Origin of the sequence: Microbacterium sp., from assembly GCF_011620715.1 — a bacterium.
Lineage (GTDB): Bacteria > Actinomycetota > Actinomycetes > Actinomycetales > Microbacteriaceae > Microbacterium.
Genome location: NZ_WOYP01000003.1, coordinates 29,344 through 45,929 on the forward strand (window position 1 = coordinate 29,344; position 16,586 = coordinate 45,929).

The following is a 16,586-nucleotide window of genomic DNA, read 5'->3' on the forward strand; positions in this document are numbered from 1 at the left end:
CGCAACGGTGTCGAACAACCGCGTGTCGAACAACCGCGTGTCGAACAACAGCGTGCCGACCAGCGTCGGGCCGAGCGGAGGATGCTCGAGGAGATCGACACGCTGTGGCGCACAGCGCCGCTCCGCCCCGAGAAGCCCTCACCGACCGACGAGGTGCGTGCGGTCATGGCCGTCTTCGACGAGACGCTGTTCACCGCGATTCCGCACGTGTACCGCCAGGTCGACGACGCACTTCAGGGCCCGGGCGCGGGCGGCCGTGCGCCGGTCGTACGTCCGTTCGTGCGCGTGGGCTCGTGGGTCGGCGGTGACCGCGACGGAAACCCGTTCGTGACGGCATCCGTCACCCGGAAGGCGGCTGCGATCGCGAGCGAGCATGTGCTGCTCGGGCTCGAACGCGCGGCCAACCGCATCGGACGCGGTCTCACCTTGGATGCCGCCGCCACTCCCCCGAGCGACGCTCTGCTCGCCCTGTGGCAGCGGCTGAAGGCCGCCGATGAGGACGCCGCGACCGAGATCGCGAAGCGCTCGCCGAACGAGCCGCACCGCCGCATCCTGCTGCTGATCGCCCGCAAGATCTCGGCGACCCGCGCCCGCGACGCCGACCTGGCCTACACAGACCCCGACGAGCTCCTCGCGGACCTGCGCGTCGTGCAGGACTCGCTGGTGCAGGCACGCGCCCCGCGCCATGCCTACGGGCACCTGCAGCAGCTGCTGTGGCAGGTCGAGACGTTCGGCTTCCACCTCACCGAACTCGAGGTGCGCCAGCATTCCGCCGTGCACGCGAAGGTGCTCGCGGAGCTGGATGCCGGCGGTCCGCGCTCCGAACTCGCCGAGGAGGTGCTCGACGTCTTCCGCGCCGTCGCGTTCCTCCAGAAGCGCTACGGCCCGCGTGCCGCCGGCCGTTACATCGTCTCGTTCACGCAGTCCGCGCAGGACCTCGCGAACGTGCACCGGCTCGCAGAGTACGCCGCCGCGGGTTCTGCCGCCCCCGTGCTCGACGTCATCCCGCTGTTCGAAACCTTCGCCGACCTGCAGGCAGCCCCGCACATCCTCGCTGAGATCGTCGAGCACCCCGAGTTCGCCGCGCGGCTGGACGCGACCGGGCGACGTCTTGAGGTCATGCTCGGATACTCGGACTCGTCGAAGGACGTCGGTCCGGTCGCCGCGAACCTCGCGCTGTATGTCGCGCAGGCCGCGATCGCCGCGTGGGCGCAGGAGAACCGCATCGAGCTGACGCTGTTCCACGGCCGCGGCGGCGCCCTGGGCCGCGGCGGCGGGCCGGCGAACTCGGCGATCCTGGCGCAGCCGCCGCATTCGGTCGACGGGCGCTTCAAGCTCACCGAACAGGGCGAGGTCATCTTCGCGCGCTACGGCGATGCGGCGATCGCGATGCGCCACATCGACCAGGTCGCAGCGGCCGTCCTGATGGCCTCGGCGCCGTCGATCGAAGAGCGCAACAGCGACGCCGCCGAGCGCTACGCCGGCGTCGCAGCGACGATGGACACGGCATCCCGTACCCGCTTCTTCGAACTGGTGAAGGCCCCCGGCTTCGCGCCGTGGTTCGCCCAGGTCACTCCGATGGAAGAGGTCGGCCTGCTCGCACTGGGCTCCCGGCCCGCGCGCCGCGGCCTCTCGGTCGAGTCGCTCGAAGACCTCCGGGCGATCCCCTGGGTGTTCGCGTGGACGCAGGCGCGCATCAACCTGGCCGGCTGGTTCGGTCTCGGCACCGCGCTGGAGGCGGTCGGCGACGAAGACATGCTGCGGCGGGCGTACCAGGAGTGGCCGCTGTTCCAGACGATGGTCGACAACGTGGCGATGAGCCTGGCGAAGGCCGACCCGCGCATCGCGCGCCGCTACCTCGACCTCGGCGACCGCGACGACCTCGCCGACCTCGTGATGGATGAGATGGAGCTCACGCGGCTGTGGGTCGTGCGTGTCACCGCCGGATCCGACGTGCTGGATAACAAGCCCGTGCTGCAGCGTGCGGTGAAGATGCGCAGTCCGTACGTGGATGCGCTGTCACTGCTGCAGCTGAGATCGTTGCGCGCCCTGCGCGCCGATGCCGCATCCGGGGCTGCGACCGACCCGGAGCAGCAGCGCCTCCTGCTGCTGTCGGTCAGCGGGGTCGCCGCCGGGCTGCAGAACACCGGCTGACCCGCGAGAGGGCTCGTGCCGTCAGTCCAGGCGGATGTCGCGCTCGTGCCGGGCCAGGCTGCGGCCGTAGCGCTCCGTGAGCTGCACCATGAGGTCGGGCGTGTCGCGATCGATGCCGAATACGTAGCCCGGAAAGTCGAGCTCCTTCTGCGCCGCCCAGATCTGCTCGTGGCGCTCGGCGGGCAGGATCTGCGCCGGATCGCCGACAGCGACCCAGCCGATCGGCACGACGCTGTCGGGCGGCAGCACCGAGCGCAGATGCACGACGGCGTTGATGCGCACTTCGCTTCGCTCGCCGATCCGCGCTCCGTTGAAGACGCGCGTGCCGGTCGCGAGGAACACCTCGTCGCCGACGGTCGCACCCGAGAGACTCACCATCGGACCGACGAGCGTGTGATCCCCGATGTGCACGGCATTCGCGGCGCTCGCGCGGATGAGCGCGTTCTCCATCACGATGACGTTCGTGCCGAGCGTGATCGGCCCGCCTTCAGCGGTGATCACCGCTCCGTGCAGCACCTGGCAGTCCTCGCCGATGGTGACATCTCCGCTGATCACCGCCGTCGGGGAGATCACGGCAGCGGGATGGATGCGGGGCCGAGCCCCGAGGTGCTCGAACTGCACGGTTCCTCCTCGGTCGGTGCCAGCGTAGCGCTCCGGTGCGACCTGTCGAGGGTGGCCGAGATCAGGACGCGGTATCGGCGGACGCGGCAACGGCGGGAGCGGCGACCGGCTGCGGAAAGAGCTGGTCGAGCAGCTGGTGCACCCATGCGATCAGAGCGGCATCCGAGAGCCGCTCATCGCCGGCGCGGGGCATCGGGATGACGATCGCCTCTCCCCCGGCCAGCACCTTCGAGGCCGGGTGGAGCCGCTGCAGGCGCACGCGCATCGAATCGGCCAGGTTCGCCGGCGCGATCCGCAGGTTCGGACCCATCGCGACGACATCCGCGAGGCCCGCCTGCGCGGCACGGCGGCGCAGACGGGCGACCGCGAGAAGGCCCTCGGTCTCGGCGGGCAGCTCGCCGTAGCGGTCTGTCAGCTCCTCGACCACGAGGTCGATCGCGTCGTCCTTGGCGGTGGCGGATGCCGCGGCCGAAAGCTTCTGGTAGGCCTCGAGTCGCAGGCGCTCGCTGTCGATGTACGACTCGGGGATGCGTGCCTGGACGGGCAGCTCGAGTCTCAGCTCGGTCGGGCCCTCGGTCTCTTCGCCGCGGAAGGTGGCGACGGCCTCTCCGATCATGCGCAGGTACAGGTCGAAGCCGACGCCGGCGATGTGCCCGGCCTGTTCGGCGCCGAGGAGATTGCCCGCGCCGCGCAGCTCGAGGTCCTTCAGCGCGACCTGCATGCCGCTGCCGAGGTCGTTGTTCACGGCGATCGTCTCGAGGCGGTCGGCCGCGGTCTCGGAGAGCGGCTTGTTCTCGTCGTACAGGAAGTATGCGTACGCGCGCTCGCGGGCACGGCCGACCCGGCCACGCAGCTGGTGCAGCTGCGAGAGTCCGTACTTGTCTGCGCGATCGATGATGATCGTGTTCGCATTCGCGATGTCGAGTCCGGTCTCGATGATCGTGGTGGAGACCAGCACGTCCGCGCGGCGCTCCCAGAAGTCGTCGACGACCTGCTCGAGCGCGTGCTCGCCCATCTGCCCGTGCGCGACGGCGATGCGCGCCTCGGGCACGAGCTCGGCCAGGTGCGCCGCGACCCGCTGGATGGACTGCACGCGGTTGTGCACGTAGAAGATCTGCCCTTCACGCAGCAGCTCGCGGCGAATCGCGGCGGCGATCTGCTTGTCGTTGCGCGCGCCGACGTACGTGAGGATCGGATGCCGGTCTTCGGGCGGTGTCTGCAGCGTCGACATCTCACGGATGCCGGTCACCGCCATCTCGAGCGTGCGCGGGATCGGGGTCGCACTCATCGCGAGGATGTCGACGTTCGTCTTGAGCTTCTTCAGCTTGTCCTTGTGCTCGACGCCGAAGCGCTGCTCCTCGTCGATGATCAGCAGCCCGAGATCCTTGAAGATCACGCCCTCGGTGAGGATGCGGTGCGTGCCGATCACCATGTCGACGGTGCCGTCGGTGAGCCCGGCGAGCGTGTCGCGGGCCTGCTTGTCGGTCTGGAAGCGCGAAAGTGCGCGCACCTGCACGGGAAAGCCGGCGAAGCGCTCGGTGAACGTCTCGAGGTGCTGCTTGACCAGCAGAGTGGTCGGCACGAGCATCGCGACCTGCTTGCCGTCCTGAATCGCCTTGAACGAGGCCCGCACTGCGACCTCCGTCTTGCCGAAGCCGACGTCGCCCGACAGCAGCCGGTCCATCGGGATCGGCTTCTCCATGTCGGCCTTGATCTCGTCGATCGTCTGGAGCTGATCAGGGGTCTCCGCGAACGGGAACGCCTCTTCGAGCTCGCGCTGCCAGGGCGTGTCGGGGCCGAACGCGTGACCCTTGGCCGCCATCCGGGCGGAGTACAGCTTGACGAGCTCGACCGCGATGTCGCGCACCGCGCGGCGGGCGCGACCCTTCGCCTGGGCCCAGTCGCTTCCGCCCATCTTCGAAAGCGCCGGCGCCTCGCCGCCCACGTACTTCGACAGCAGGTCGAGCTGGTCGGTGGGCACGTACAGCTTGTCCCCGGGGTATCCCCGCTTCGAGGGGGCGTATTCGAGGACGAGGTATTCGCGGACGCTCTTGACGGGGTTGCGGCCGCCGCTGGAGACCTCGCGCTGGGTGAGTTCGACGAACCTGCCGATGCCGTGGGTCGTGTGCACGACGAAGTCGCCGGTCTTCAGCTGCAGCGGGTCGACGACGTTGCGACGACGCGAGGCGAGCTTCTTGACGAGGCGCTGGTCGCCGCCGATCGTGCGCCCGTAGAACTCCGTCTCGGTGAGCACCGCGAGCTTTGCGTCGGGGGCCTCGAATCCGCGCTCGAGTGCGGAGAGCACCACATGCGCGACGCCGGGCTCGGGCGGCTCGAGCACCTCGTCGACACGCCGCGCGGCGATGCCGCGCTCGGCCATGACGTCGCGCGCGCGCTCGACGAGCCCGGCGCCGGAAGCGGCCACGACGACACGCCACCCGGCCGCGAGCAGCTCTCCGACGTGCGCAGTCGCACCGTCGAGGTTGCCCTGGAACGACGGCACCGACGTTCCCGGCACCCGCACGACGGCGCCGGCGGCGACCTCGAGCAGACCCTCGGCCGAAGCGTCAGCCGCACCCGAGTCGAACGCACTCAGCGTCCACCATGCGATGCCGTGCTGTCCAGCTGCTTCGCGCAGTGCGGGCAGGCTCACGAAGTCGCCCGAGCCGATGTCGACGGGGCTCGCCGCGCCGGCAGTCGCTGCGCTCCACGCCGCTTCGAGGAATTCGCGGTTGGTCTCCAGGAGCGTGACCGCGCGGGTGACCGCCCGCTCGGGATCGACCAGGGCGATCGCGGAGCCCTCGGGCAGGTAGTCGACCACGGTGACGATGTCGTCGACAAGCGCGGGGATGAGCGATTCCATGCCCTCGGCGGGAATGCCCTCGGCCATCTTCTCGAGCATCCCGCGGATGCCGGGGAACTCCTCCTTGAGCTGACGGGCCCGGTCGCGCACGGCCTGAGTGAGCAGCAGCTCGCGGCTCGCCGGCAGGTCCACCGCGACGACCTCGCCCGGCAGCGAACGCTGATCGGCGACCGAGAACGCACGTATCTGGTCGACCTCGTCACCGAAGAATTCGATGCGGAAAGGATGGTCGGCGATCGGCGGGAACACGTCGAGGATGCCGCCGCGCATCGCGAACTCGCCGCGGCGAGAGACCATGTCGACGCGGTGATAGGCGAGCTCGACCAGTCGCGCCGACACCTGCGCGAGGTCGTGGCCGCGTTCGCCGACGGCGAGGTGGACCTCGACCGCGTCCGCCAGCCCGGCCGCGAGCGGCTGCAGCGCGCCGCGAACCGACGAGGTCACCACGAGCGGCCTCTCACCCGTCCAGCGGGCGATCCGCTTCAGCACGTCGAGACGGTGCCCGACGGTTTCGGGGCTCGGACTCAGTCGCTCGTGCGGAAGCGTCTCCCAGGCGGGGAAGTGCATGACCTCCGCGCCGGGAAGGAGCGCCTCCAGCGCCGGACCCAGCGATTCCGCGCGGCGCCCCGTGGGGGCGATGACCAAGAGAGCGCCGGCACGACCGGCTGCGCGGCGACGCTCGAGCAGGGAGGCCAGAAGCGGGGCGTCGAGACCCTCGACGAGCGAGAAGTCTGCATCGAAGGCCCCCACGCCCTCTCGGCGCGTGGGCCCGGCCCCGGCTTCAACGGCATCCCGGAAAGACTCCGCCTGTTCGAGGGCGCGCACGATCCCGGGAACTGTCACCGCACGAGTCTACGGGCGCTGGCCGACACTCGCCTCTCGGGCCCGAGCCGATCGCGCCGGGCCTCGTAGGATGAGGCTCGTGAGCGACAGTGCGGCAAGCGGGCAGGCGACGCCCGGCGAGACGACCCCGACCGCACCGCCCGCGCCGGCCGCCGGTGGGATCCCGCCGATGCCGCCGATGCCCCCGTACGCCGCACCCGCTGTTGCACCCGCCGCGGCACCGCCGCAGGGGTACGCCGCGCCACAGGGCTACGCCGCACCGGCGCCGACGTTCGCACCGCCCCACGGGTACGCGCTGCCGCCCCAGGGGTACGGCCCCTTCGCACCCCCGCCTCAGCCGCCCCGGCCGGCCGGCGGATCGGGGGTCGGCGTCGTCGCATTCGCGCTGGCTGTGACCGCCGCGCTCGGCGCGACGATCCTCGGCGCCGTCGCGGGCTACCGCATCGGCCTCGGCACCGGACGCGGCATCGTGCTGAACCCCGCCGGCGTCGACTTCGACTGGTCGATCCTGACCCCCGTGCGCGAGTCGGTGCTGCTGGGCGAGATCGCCTTCTGGGCCGGAACCATGCTCGGGATCTGGGCGCTGGTGCAGGGCACCGTCGCGATCATCAGGAATCGCGGGCGAGGGTGGGGCATCGCCGCGGTCGTGATCGCCGTCATCGGCCCGATCGCCTTTGCGGCCGGCGTGCAGGTGCTCCTGGCCGCCGGATTCGCCTCCGGCGCGTCCGTCGGCGGCTGAGCCCTCGCCCGCGGCTGAGCCCGCGCCCGCACCGGACACTAGACCCGCGGGGCGTGGTGCTTCTGCTGCGCGGCGAGCAGTCCCTCCTCGACGAGCTGCTCGACGGCATCCGCTGCGTCTTCGAGCAGAACAGGCAGGTTCTTCCGTTCCGCGGGGCCGAACGGCTCGAGCACCCAGTCGGCGGGATCCTGCCGGCCGGCGGGGCGCCCGATGCCGACCCGCACCCGTGCGAACTCGGCCGAATCGAGCGCCTTCGCAACGTCGCGGACGCCGTTATGCCCGCCATGGCCGCCACCGGTCTTCAGCTTGATCGCGTCGAAGGGGATGTCGAGCTCGTCGTGCACGACGACGACCCGGTCCGGTTCGACCCCGTAGAACCGCGCGAGCCCCGCGACCGGGCCGCCTGAAACGTTCATGAACGTGTTCGGCTTGGCGAGCACGAGCTTGGCGCCACCCGGGCGCAGCCACGTCTCTACGACACGTGCGTTGGCCTTGTGCGCGCGAAAGGTCTCCCCGCGCCGCGCGGCGAGCTCGTCGAGCACCATCTGGCCGACGTTGTGCCGGGTCAGCTCATACTGCGGTCCGGGATTGCCCAGGCCGACGATCAGCCACGTCTGTGCCATGACTCACATTCTGCCGGAACCGCCCGCCACGGCCAGGCAGCGGGCGGCCGAAGAAGCGGAGGGATGCGTCAGCCGCATCCCCCTCCGAAAGCGGGTCCTACTCGGAGTCGGCCTCGATCTCGGACTCGACCGACTGGGCGGCGGCCACGGCGGCGTCGAGCTCGGCGATCTCGCCCTCGGCGGCGAGCGTCGAGGACGGCACCGAGATGGCGACGATGAGCGTTTCGGGGTCGACGATCAGCGACGCGCCCTTGGGCAGCGGTAGGTCGGCGGCGGTGATGTGGGTGCCGTCCTCGAGGCCCTCGACGTCGAGCTCGATGCGCTCGGGGATGTGCGTGGCCTCGACCTCGAGGAGCACCGTGTTGGCGTCCTGCGACGCGATCGTGCCGGGGGCGGACTCGCCGATGATCGAGATAGGCACGTCGACCTGGATCTTCTCGCCCTTCTTGACCACGAGAAGGTCGATGTGCTCGATGATCTGGTGTACGGGATCCTTCTGGACATCCTTGACCAGCGTCAGCTGCTTCGTGCCGTTCACGTCGAGCTCGAGCACCGCGTTCGCGCGGCGGATGAGCAACGCGACCTGGTGGCCGGGCAGGGCGACGTGCACCGGGGTGGTGCCGTGGCCGTAGATGACGGCGGGGATCTTGCCGGCAGCGCGGAGGCGGCGGGCGAAGCCCTTGCCGAAGTTCTCGCGAACCTCGGCATGGACCTTGGTGTCGATCTCGGTAACCATGGTGATTCTCCTTGCGGGCACACGGCCCGTTCTGATTTAGGGGCCCCACGGGGCCCAGGTATGGGGTCTGCATTCGACTCGAACGCGAGCGCGTGAGGAAAGCCGTGAGCCTGCATCACCGCGTCGATCACGGATGCCGCACCCAGACCTCTCAGCCGGTACGAGACATCCCTCGCCGAAGTTCAATCGCCGAGTCTACCAGCGGCAGTGTCGGGGAAAGCACCGCTACGATGAAGACGCCCGCTCTCTGACCCGGAGGAATCATGCTCGACAGCCAGACCGCCTCAGCATTGCTCCTCGGCACGATCGGTGTCATCTCGGCGCTCGGCCTCATCGGAACCGTGTTCGCGTTCTGGTCGATCGGCCGCGCGGGCTACCGCAAGGACTGATGCGCGCTCACATCGCCTGAGAGGCGGGTGTGCGCCTCACGCCACCGCCGCGTGACGCGGAGGCGCCGGAATCTAGGCTCGACGACGTCCCCCAGCGTGACCATGAGGAGTGCACCTTGACAGAGCCAGTCGCCAACATCGGTGTCGTCGGGTTGGCGGTGATGGGCTCGAACCTGGCCCGCAACCTCGCCAGCCGTGAGGGCAACACCGTAGCGGTCTACAATCGCAGCCACGACAAGACCGAGCACCTCGTCCTCGCCCACCCCGAGGCGGAGTTCGTCCCGGCGGCGACGTATGAAGAGTTCGCCGCCTCGCTGCACAAGCCCCGAACGGCGATCATCATGGTCAAGGCCGGTGCGGGCACGGATGCCGTCATCGACGCGCTCGTGGACGTCTTCGAGCCGGGCGACATCATCGTGGACGGCGGCAATTCCCTGTTCACCGACACGATCCGCCGCGAGAAGGCCGTCCGCGAGACCGGCATCAACTTCGTCGGCGCCGGAATCTCCGGCGGTGAGGAGGGCGCCTTGCTGGGCCCGTCGATCATGCCCGGCGGTTCGGACGAGTCGTGGGTCACGCTCGGACCGATCCTCCGCTCGATCGCCGCGATCGCCGAGGGCGAGCCGTGTGTCACGCACGTCGGCCATGACGGCGCCGGACACTTCGTGAAGATGGTGCACAACGGCATCGAGTACGCCGACATGCAGCTGATCGCCGAGGCGTACGACCTGATCCGGCGCGGCACCGGAAAAACCCCGGCCCAGATCGCCGACGTGTTCGCCGAGTGGAACAAGGGAGAGCTCGAGTCCTACCTCATCGAGATCACCGCCGAAGTGCTCCGTCAGGTCGATGCCACCACCGGCAAGCCGCTCGTGGACATGATCCTCGACCAGGCCGGCGCGAAGGGCACCGGCGCGTGGACGGTGCAGACCGCCCTGAACCTCGGGGTCCCCGTCTCGGGGATCGCCGAAGCCGTCTTCGCCCGCTCGCTCTCGAGCCACCCGGAGCAGCGCGCCGTCTCGGGAGGACTCCCCGGACCGGTCGAGGGCTTCACTGTGGGGGACGCCGACGCGTTCGTCGAAGACGTCCGCCTCGCTCTCTACGCGTCGAAGATCGTCGCGTACTCGCAGGGGTTCGATGAGATCCGCGCCGGAGCCGCCGAATACGACTGGAACATCGACCTCGGTGCGATCTCGAAGATCTGGCGCGGCGGCTGCATCATCCGCGCCCAGTTCCTCAACCGGATCGCCGACGCCTACGGCCAGACCCCTGACCTGCCCGTGCTGCTGACCGCTCCGTACTTCGTCGAGGCACTCGGCCGTGCCCAGGGATCGTGGCGCCGGATCGTCCAGGTCGCTGCGGGCGCCGGCATCCCCGCCCCCGCGTTCTCTTCCTCACTCTCGTATTACGACGGCCTGCGGGCCGAGCGCCTGCCCGCCGCACTCGTGCAGGGACAGCGCGACTTCTTCGGCGCGCACACCTACGAGCGCACCGACAGGCCCGGCACCTTCCACACGCTCTGGTCTGGCGACCGCACCGAGATCGAAGCCGGAGACACCCACCACTGACCCCGACGGCGACGTGAACCGGAGTTCCGTCAGCAGGGGCTCTGACACGGTTGAGCCCCCGGAATCGGACTAGAGCCAGCCTTTTCGCTTGAAGATCGTGTACAGCGTGAGGCTGGTCGCCGCCATGAGCCCCAGTGCCATGGGGTAGCCCAAGCTCCAGTGAAGCTCGGGCATGTAGTCGAAGTTCATGCCGTAGACCGTGCCCACGAGCGTCGGCGCGAAGAGGATCGCCGCCCAGCCCGACACCTTCTTGACCTGCTCGTTCTGCGTGAGGCTGAACTCGGTCATCTCGGCCATCGCGTCGTTCTGGCGCTGAGTGACGAGGGTGGCGTGCAGCAGCAGTGAGTTCTCGAGGATGGTGCGGAAGCTCGCCGAGCGCTCAACGATGCGGATGACGTGGTCGTGCGCATCGCGGAATCCGCGTCCGACCTCGACATCGATGCCGAAGGACTCCGCCTCGAGCTGGAGCCTCTCCAAGATCGGGATCAAGGGGCCGACCGCCCGTTGGAAGTCGATGACCTCGCGGGTGAGGGAGAAGATGCGGCGCGCGACGGCCGGGTCGTTCGCGAAGAGCTGGTCCTCGATCTCGTCGATGTCGTTCTCGAGCCCCGCGACGACAGGCCCGTACTCGTCGACCACCTCGTCGACGATCCCGTACAGCACGGCCATCGGACCCCTCGCGAGCAGCTCCGGATCGCCCTCCAGCCGGCTGCGCACCTTCGCCAGATCGGGAGACTCCGCGTGGCGCACCGTCACGATGAACCCGGGTCCGACGAAGACGTGCACCTCGCCGAACTCAACCTCCTCCTCAGAGTCCAGGTAGCGCGCCGGGCGCAGCACGATGAACACCGAGTCGCCGTAATGGTCGAGCTTGGGGCGTTGATGCCCGCTCAGCGCATCCTCGACTGCAAGCGAGTGCAGGCCGAACTCCTCGACGATCTCGCGAAGCTCACTCTCATCGGGCCGGTACAGTCCGATCCAGGCCATGCCGTGCCGAGCGCTCATCTCCTCGAAGGTCTGATCCAGTGACGAAGGGTCCGAAGTGCGGTGCCCGCCCACATAGATGGCATTGTCCACGACTGTCATGGTGACCTCCGCGCACACTCTACGGGCCGCCGGGCGCCGCATCGGGCACGATGGCACCATGAATGCGAAGCGAGTCCTGTACATCGGCGGAACCGGAAGCGCGTTCACGACGCGGCCGCGCTTGCGCGGATTTCACAGCCACCGCATAACTTGCTCCATAGGAAGCACATAGGAACGCGCGCACAATGGACACATGACCACCACCGCGTCCGCACCCGCACTCCGTCGCCTGGACGGTTCCGCTCTTCGCGTCCTCGTCGTCGATGACGAGCAGATGCTGACCGACCTGCTGTCGATGGCACTGCGGATGGAGGGATGGGACGTCCGCACCGCGGGATCGGGATTCCACGCCCTGCAGGCGGCACGCGAGTTCGAGCCCGACGCGATGGTGCTGGATGTCATGATGCCCGACCTCGACGGCATGGCGGTGCTGCAGCGGCTGCGCCAGTCGGGCAACGACGTGCCCGTGCTGTTCCTGACCGCGAAGGACGCGGTCAGCGATCGCGTCGCGGGACTCACCGCCGGCGGCGACGACTACGTCACGAAGCCGTTCAGCCTCGAAGAGGTCGTCGCACGGCTGCGCGGACTCATGCGCCGCGCCGGAAGCGCGCAGTCCGCCGACTCCGAGCCGATCCTGCGGGTGGGCGATCTCACCCTCAATGAGGACAGCCACGAGGTGGAGCGCTCGGGAGATCAGTTCGAGCTCACCGCGACCGAGTTCGAGCTGCTGCGCTTCCTCATGCGCAACCAGCGCCGCGTCGTCTCGAAGGCGCAGATCCTGGACCGGGTCTGGAACTACGACTTCGGGGGGCGCTCCAGCGTCGTCGAGCTGTACATCTCGTACCTGCGCAAGAAGATCGATCAGGGCCGCGAGCCGCTCATCCACACCGTCCGCGGCGTCGGCTACATGATCAAGGCTCCACAGTGACCTCAGCCCCGTCGGCGGACTCGCCGCCGACCGTGGAGGCGCGGGCGGATGCCGCTCCGGCACCCGCGGATGCGGCATCCGATCGATCCGCACGGCGCCACCGCCGACCGTGGAGCCTGCAGACCCGGCTGATGGCGACCGTCATCGGGATCGTCTCGCTGATCCTCGTGACCGTCGCGATCGCCACCAGCGCGGCGCTCGGCAGCGTGCTGGAGAAGAACCTCGACAGCCGGCTCGAGAACGCCGCCCAGCAGGCCGGTCGCGCGCTGCAGATTCCGCAGTTCCCGGGCGGCACCCGCGACGCGTACGACGTGCTCAACGAGGGGCGCCAGGAGCCCGGGTTCCTCTTCATCGTGCAGCCCATCGACGGCGAGGTCACCGGCGCCTATGTGGGCGAAGACGGCGAGGTCGTGCGCATGACCGGCACGCAGATCGAGCACGTCATCGACGGCATCGGCCAGGGCGGTTTCACGACCATCTCGCTCGCCGGCGGCATCGGCGACTACCGCATCGTGCCCGTTCGCGGCGACTCGTTCGTCGCGATCGCGGGCCTGCCGATCTCCGAGGTGCGCAGCACGATCGCTGCGACCCTCACCACGATCGCCCTCGTGACCGCCGCAGGCCTGCTGCTGCTGGCCGCGGCCATCGCGCTCGTGATCCGCGCCGGGCTCAAGCCGCTGCGCGCGGTCGCCGACACGGCGACCCGCGTCGCCTCGCTTCCTCTGTCGCAGGGCGCTGTGTCGATCACCGAGCGCGTCCCCGACGACGAGACCGACGAGCACACCGAGATCGGCCGCGTCGGCCACGCGCTGAACACGCTGCTCGACCATGTGGGCGAATCCCTCGACGCGCGGCAGCGCAACGAAGAGCGGATGCGGCGCTTCGTCGCCGATGCGAGCCACGAGCTGCGCACCCCGCTGGCGTCGATCCGCGGGTATTCGGAGCTGTCCCTTCGCGATCCCACGCTCAGTGAGACGACCGAGTCCTCACTCGAGCGGATCCAGGCCCAGTCGATCCGCATGACGGGGCTGGTCGAGGACCTGCTGCTGCTCGCCCGCCTCGACGAGGGCCAGGAACTCGTTTACGGCACAGTCGACCTGTCGCGCCTGGCGATAGAGGCGATCGCCGATGCGACTCCAGCCGGGCCTGATCACGGCTGGGAGCTCGACCTCGACGAAGAGCCCGTCGTGATCACGGGAGACGGCGCGCGCCTGCACCAGGTCGTCGGCAACCTGCTGGCCAACGCCCGCGCGCACACCCCGGCCGGAACGAACGTGACTCTCAGCGTCGCCCGCGAGAAGGCGGATGCCGTCCTGCGGGTGCACGACGACGGCCCCGGCATCGACCCCGCGATCGCGGACGAGCTGTTCGAGCGGTTCTCCCGCGCCGATCGGTCACGCGCGCGCAAGACCGGCGGCACCGGACTCGGCCTGTCGATCGCCCAGGCGATCGTCACCGCACACGGCGGTTCGCTCTCGGTGCACAGCGCCCCGGGCTCCACGACGTTCGAAGTGCGGCTTCCGCTCGCTCCCGCCGCTCCCACCGCGCCCGCCGCGCGTCAGTAGCCGCTGAACGCGTCGGTCGTGATCGAGCGGGCGTGCTCGAGCGCCGGGGCGAGATCCGCGATCAGGCCGGCGGGCCCGGAGATGTACACGTGGCGCGCGCTGATGTCGGGGACGACCTGCTCCAGGCCGGCGGCATCCAGCCGCACGCCCCGCGCCCAGCGCCAGTGCCGCGGCAGGTTCTGCGGCTCATCGCGGGTGAAGATGATCGTCGGGACGCCGGACGCCTCGAGTTCGTCGCGGAACGCGAGCTCCGATGCCTCGGACGCGACGTAGACCAGCACGATGTCGCGATCGTGCTCGGCCAGACGCACATGCCGCAGCTGCGAGACGAAGGGCGTGATGCCGATGCCGGCCGCGACCATCAGGACGGCGCTGGACGGCTTCTTCGGAAGGATGAAGTCGCCCCACACACCCGTGACGGCGAGCGCATCGCCGGCGGTCACCTGCGCAAGGGCCTTCTTGTATGAACTCTGGGACTTCGCTCCGGGGACCTCGCGGAATGCGACGGTGAGCAGAGGCAGGTCCTCGGGCGCGGACGCGATGCTGAACTCGCGGCGGGTTCCCCGGGCGTCGGGATGCCGGTGCGGAACATCCAGCTCGAGATACTGGCCCGGCACGAAGGCCAGGCGGCGACGCGCGCGGAAGGTGAGCGCCTGCACCGTCGGGGTGAGCTCGGCGCGCGATTCCAGGGTCAGCTTCACGGCGGAGCGCATCGAGAACGCGAACGCGAACGCGAGCAGGTTGCCGACGAGCAGGGCGCGCTCCTGACCGAGGCTGATCGCACCCAGATCGATGGGCCAGCCGGCGAGCACGCCGACGAGCGCGGCCACGGTGAACTGCTGCCAGCGGCGCGGCGGCATGGTCAGCGGCTCGGACAGCATGAAAGCGCCGAGGAAGAGGAAGGGCGATGACCACAGCACGGGCCACAGGATGTCCATGGTCTCGATCTGCAGGCCGGCCTGCTGGTACTGCGTGGCCGTGCGCGCGACACCGACGGCGACCGCGACCACGAGGAACACGCTGATGACGCGCACCTTCTCGGTGCGCACCAGCACGGCCAGGCCGAGGATCAGCACCGGTGCGGCCAGCACCGGGGTGCCCACCCACCAGGACGAGGCGCCGAGATCGGGGAGCCAGATGCTCACGATCGTCAGCACCGCCGCGCCGGCGGCGGCGGGGTTGAAGATGTGGCGCCCGCGCCAGGCGAGCACGTACTTCGACAGCGACGCGACGGCGGCGGCGAGCGCGATACCGGCCAGCCCCGCAGGCTCCAGCGTCGGCCGGAGGATGAACAGCAGGATGCCGGCGGTGATCAGCGAGGACTCGATCCGCCACGGCAGGCGTACGACGGCCTGGGCCGCGGCATCCACCAGAGCACACACGGCGGCCAGCAGCGCGGCGCTCGCGAGCAGCTCGGCGGGCGTGGGGGCGACGAGCTGGAAGAAGGAGACGACGAACGCCACCAGCGCGAGTCCGGCGAGCGAGAGCAGAGCGAGTCGGTACATGGAGACGCGGCCGAGCACCGCGAAGACGCGATTCCACAGCGAGGTGAAGGTTCCGATCACACGAACAACTCTGCCCTACTCCCGGGCGACCACTCGACGCGGCCGTCGGTGCTCATGCGCACCCACTCGATCCCCCACTCGAAGGCCAGTTCGGGACCACCGTCGAAGAACAGGGCGGTCGCGACGGCGTCGGCACGCATGGCGCTGGGTGCGATCGCCCAGGTCGCCGCGATCGTGCGGACCGGCTCACCGGTGCGCGCATCCAGAACGTGATGCAGACCTGCGCCCCACGCGCGACGGTTCGTCGCCGACGCGCAGAGCGCGGCATCCGTCAGCTCGACGACCCCGATCGCGCGACGCGGTTCATACGGATGCTCGAGCCCGACGCGCTGCGTCGTGCCGCGCACCGCGAGATCGCCGCTCGCGTCGACGACGACGTCGCCCTCGACGCGCGGCATGAGCACGTCGAGCACCCTGTCGACGAGGCGCCCCTTTCCGAGCGCGCCGACATCGATCAGGCCGGGCGCGCTGAGCGAGATCAGCTCGTCGGTCCACGCGAGGCGCTCCCGCCAGTCGGCGGGTGCCGGGAGTGCACCGCGGTCGATGAAGCCGTAGCCGGCGTCGTATCCGCGCGCCGAGAGGGATGCCCCCACGAGCGGGTTGACCGCGCCGGCGGTGGCACGGTCGAGGGCGACGAACGCGTCGAGCATGTCCGCCGCGTCGCAGGGGGCGGGAAGCTCTCCCGCGCCCTGCGCCAGCATGGCGACCAGCGAGTCCGACCGGAATCGCGACCACTCCCGATCGAAGGCGGCGATCGTGGCCTCGACCGCGAGCCGGACGTCGGAACCGAGCGGCCGGGTGGTCTCGATCTGCCAGGGGGCGCCGATCGCGTCGAACCGCCACACGCTCGGCGGGTCGGCTTCGGGTGAGGCGCGCACAGGATCCGCGCTACGCGGCGGCCTCGGA

General features: G+C 69.8%; 13 protein-coding genes. 6 read left to right on the plus strand and 7 right to left on the minus strand.

Annotated features, from left to right (window positions below; genetic code table 11):
• Positions 1-2,154: phosphoenolpyruvate carboxylase (locus QZV84_RS00650; RefSeq protein ID WP_292823796.1), on the plus strand; the 2,154-nt coding region annotated here is incomplete at its 5' end.
• Positions 2,155-2,175: 21 nt separating this feature from the next.
• On the opposite strand, the gene QZV84_RS00655 is transcribed toward QZV84_RS00650, so the two are convergent.
• A complete protein-coding gene (locus tag QZV84_RS00655) occupies positions 2,176-2,775 on the minus strand; it encodes a gamma carbonic anhydrase family protein (protein ID WP_292823799.1) in 600 nt (199 codons plus the stop codon).
• A gap of 61 nt (positions 2,776-2,836) precedes the next feature.
• On the minus strand, positions 2,837-6,481 hold the full coding sequence (mfd, locus tag QZV84_RS00660) for a transcription-repair coupling factor (protein WP_292823802.1): 3,645 nt from the start codon (positions 6,479-6,481) through the stop codon (positions 2,837-2,839).
• 79 nt (positions 6,482-6,560) lie between these two features.
• On the opposite strand from mfd, the gene QZV84_RS00665 reads away from it, so the two are divergent.
• Positions 6,561-7,220: a hypothetical protein gene (locus tag QZV84_RS00665; RefSeq protein ID WP_292823805.1), complete on the plus strand. Its 660-nt coding sequence runs from the start codon at positions 6,561-6,563 to the stop codon at positions 7,218-7,220.
• 38 nt (positions 7,221-7,258) lie between these two features.
• On the opposite strand, the gene pth is transcribed toward QZV84_RS00665, so the two are convergent.
• Both pth and QZV84_RS00675 read right to left on the minus strand, forming a co-directional pair.
• The gene (gene pth / locus QZV84_RS00670) at positions 7,259-7,843 is read right to left on the minus strand and encodes an aminoacyl-tRNA hydrolase (protein WP_292823808.1); all 585 of its coding nucleotides are present in this window, start codon (positions 7,841-7,843) and stop codon (positions 7,259-7,261) included.
• 97 nt (positions 7,844-7,940) lie between these two features.
• Positions 7,941-8,579, minus strand: a complete 639-nt coding sequence (locus QZV84_RS00675) for a 50S ribosomal protein L25/general stress protein Ctc (RefSeq protein ID WP_292823811.1) — start codon at positions 8,577-8,579, stop codon at positions 7,941-7,943.
• Between the two features lie 263 nt (positions 8,580-8,842).
• Between QZV84_RS00675 and QZV84_RS00680 the strand changes: the two genes are divergently transcribed.
• Positions 8,843-8,968 carry a hypothetical protein gene (locus QZV84_RS00680; protein ID WP_292823814.1) on the plus strand — a complete coding sequence of 42 codons (126 nt, stop codon included), beginning with the start codon at positions 8,843-8,845 and terminating at the stop codon, positions 8,966-8,968.
• Between the two features lie 116 nt (positions 8,969-9,084).
• Positions 9,085-10,536, plus strand: coding sequence for an NADP-dependent phosphogluconate dehydrogenase (gene gndA / locus QZV84_RS00685; RefSeq protein WP_292823817.1), 1,452 nt, complete (start codon positions 9,085-9,087; stop codon positions 10,534-10,536).
• Between the two features lie 69 nt (positions 10,537-10,605).
• Here gndA and corA read toward each other — a convergent pair whose 3' ends face one another.
• Positions 10,606-11,622: a magnesium/cobalt transporter CorA gene (gene corA / locus QZV84_RS00690; protein ID WP_292823820.1), complete on the minus strand. Its 1,017-nt coding sequence runs from the start codon at positions 11,620-11,622 to the stop codon at positions 10,606-10,608.
• 193 nt (positions 11,623-11,815) lie between these two features.
• On the opposite strand from corA, the gene QZV84_RS00695 reads away from it, so the two are divergent.
• Both QZV84_RS00695 and QZV84_RS00700 read left to right on the plus strand, forming a co-directional pair.
• Positions 11,816-12,550 (plus strand): response regulator transcription factor, encoded by a 735-nt coding sequence (locus QZV84_RS00695; RefSeq protein WP_292823823.1) that lies wholly within the window; start codon positions 11,816-11,818, stop codon positions 12,548-12,550.
• On the plus strand, positions 12,547-14,115 hold the full coding sequence (locus QZV84_RS00700) for an ATP-binding protein (RefSeq protein WP_363331844.1): 1,569 nt from the start codon (positions 12,547-12,549) through the stop codon (positions 14,113-14,115). Before QZV84_RS00695 ends, QZV84_RS00700 begins: the two co-directional genes overlap by 4 nt.
• Here the strand turns inward: QZV84_RS00700 and QZV84_RS00705 are convergent.
• Together QZV84_RS00705 and QZV84_RS00710 are read right to left on the minus strand one after the other, a co-directional pair.
• On the minus strand, positions 14,109-15,680 hold the full coding sequence (locus QZV84_RS00705) for an FAD-dependent oxidoreductase (protein WP_292823826.1): 1,572 nt from the start codon (positions 15,678-15,680) through the stop codon (positions 14,109-14,111). The genes QZV84_RS00700 and QZV84_RS00705 overlap by 7 nt on opposite strands.
• Complete coding sequence (locus QZV84_RS00710; RefSeq protein WP_292823907.1) at positions 15,677-16,558, minus strand: FAD:protein FMN transferase; 882 nt, start codon at positions 16,556-16,558, stop codon at positions 15,677-15,679. Before QZV84_RS00710 ends, QZV84_RS00705 begins: the two co-directional genes overlap by 4 nt.
• Positions 16,559-16,586: the final 28 nt, after the last annotated feature.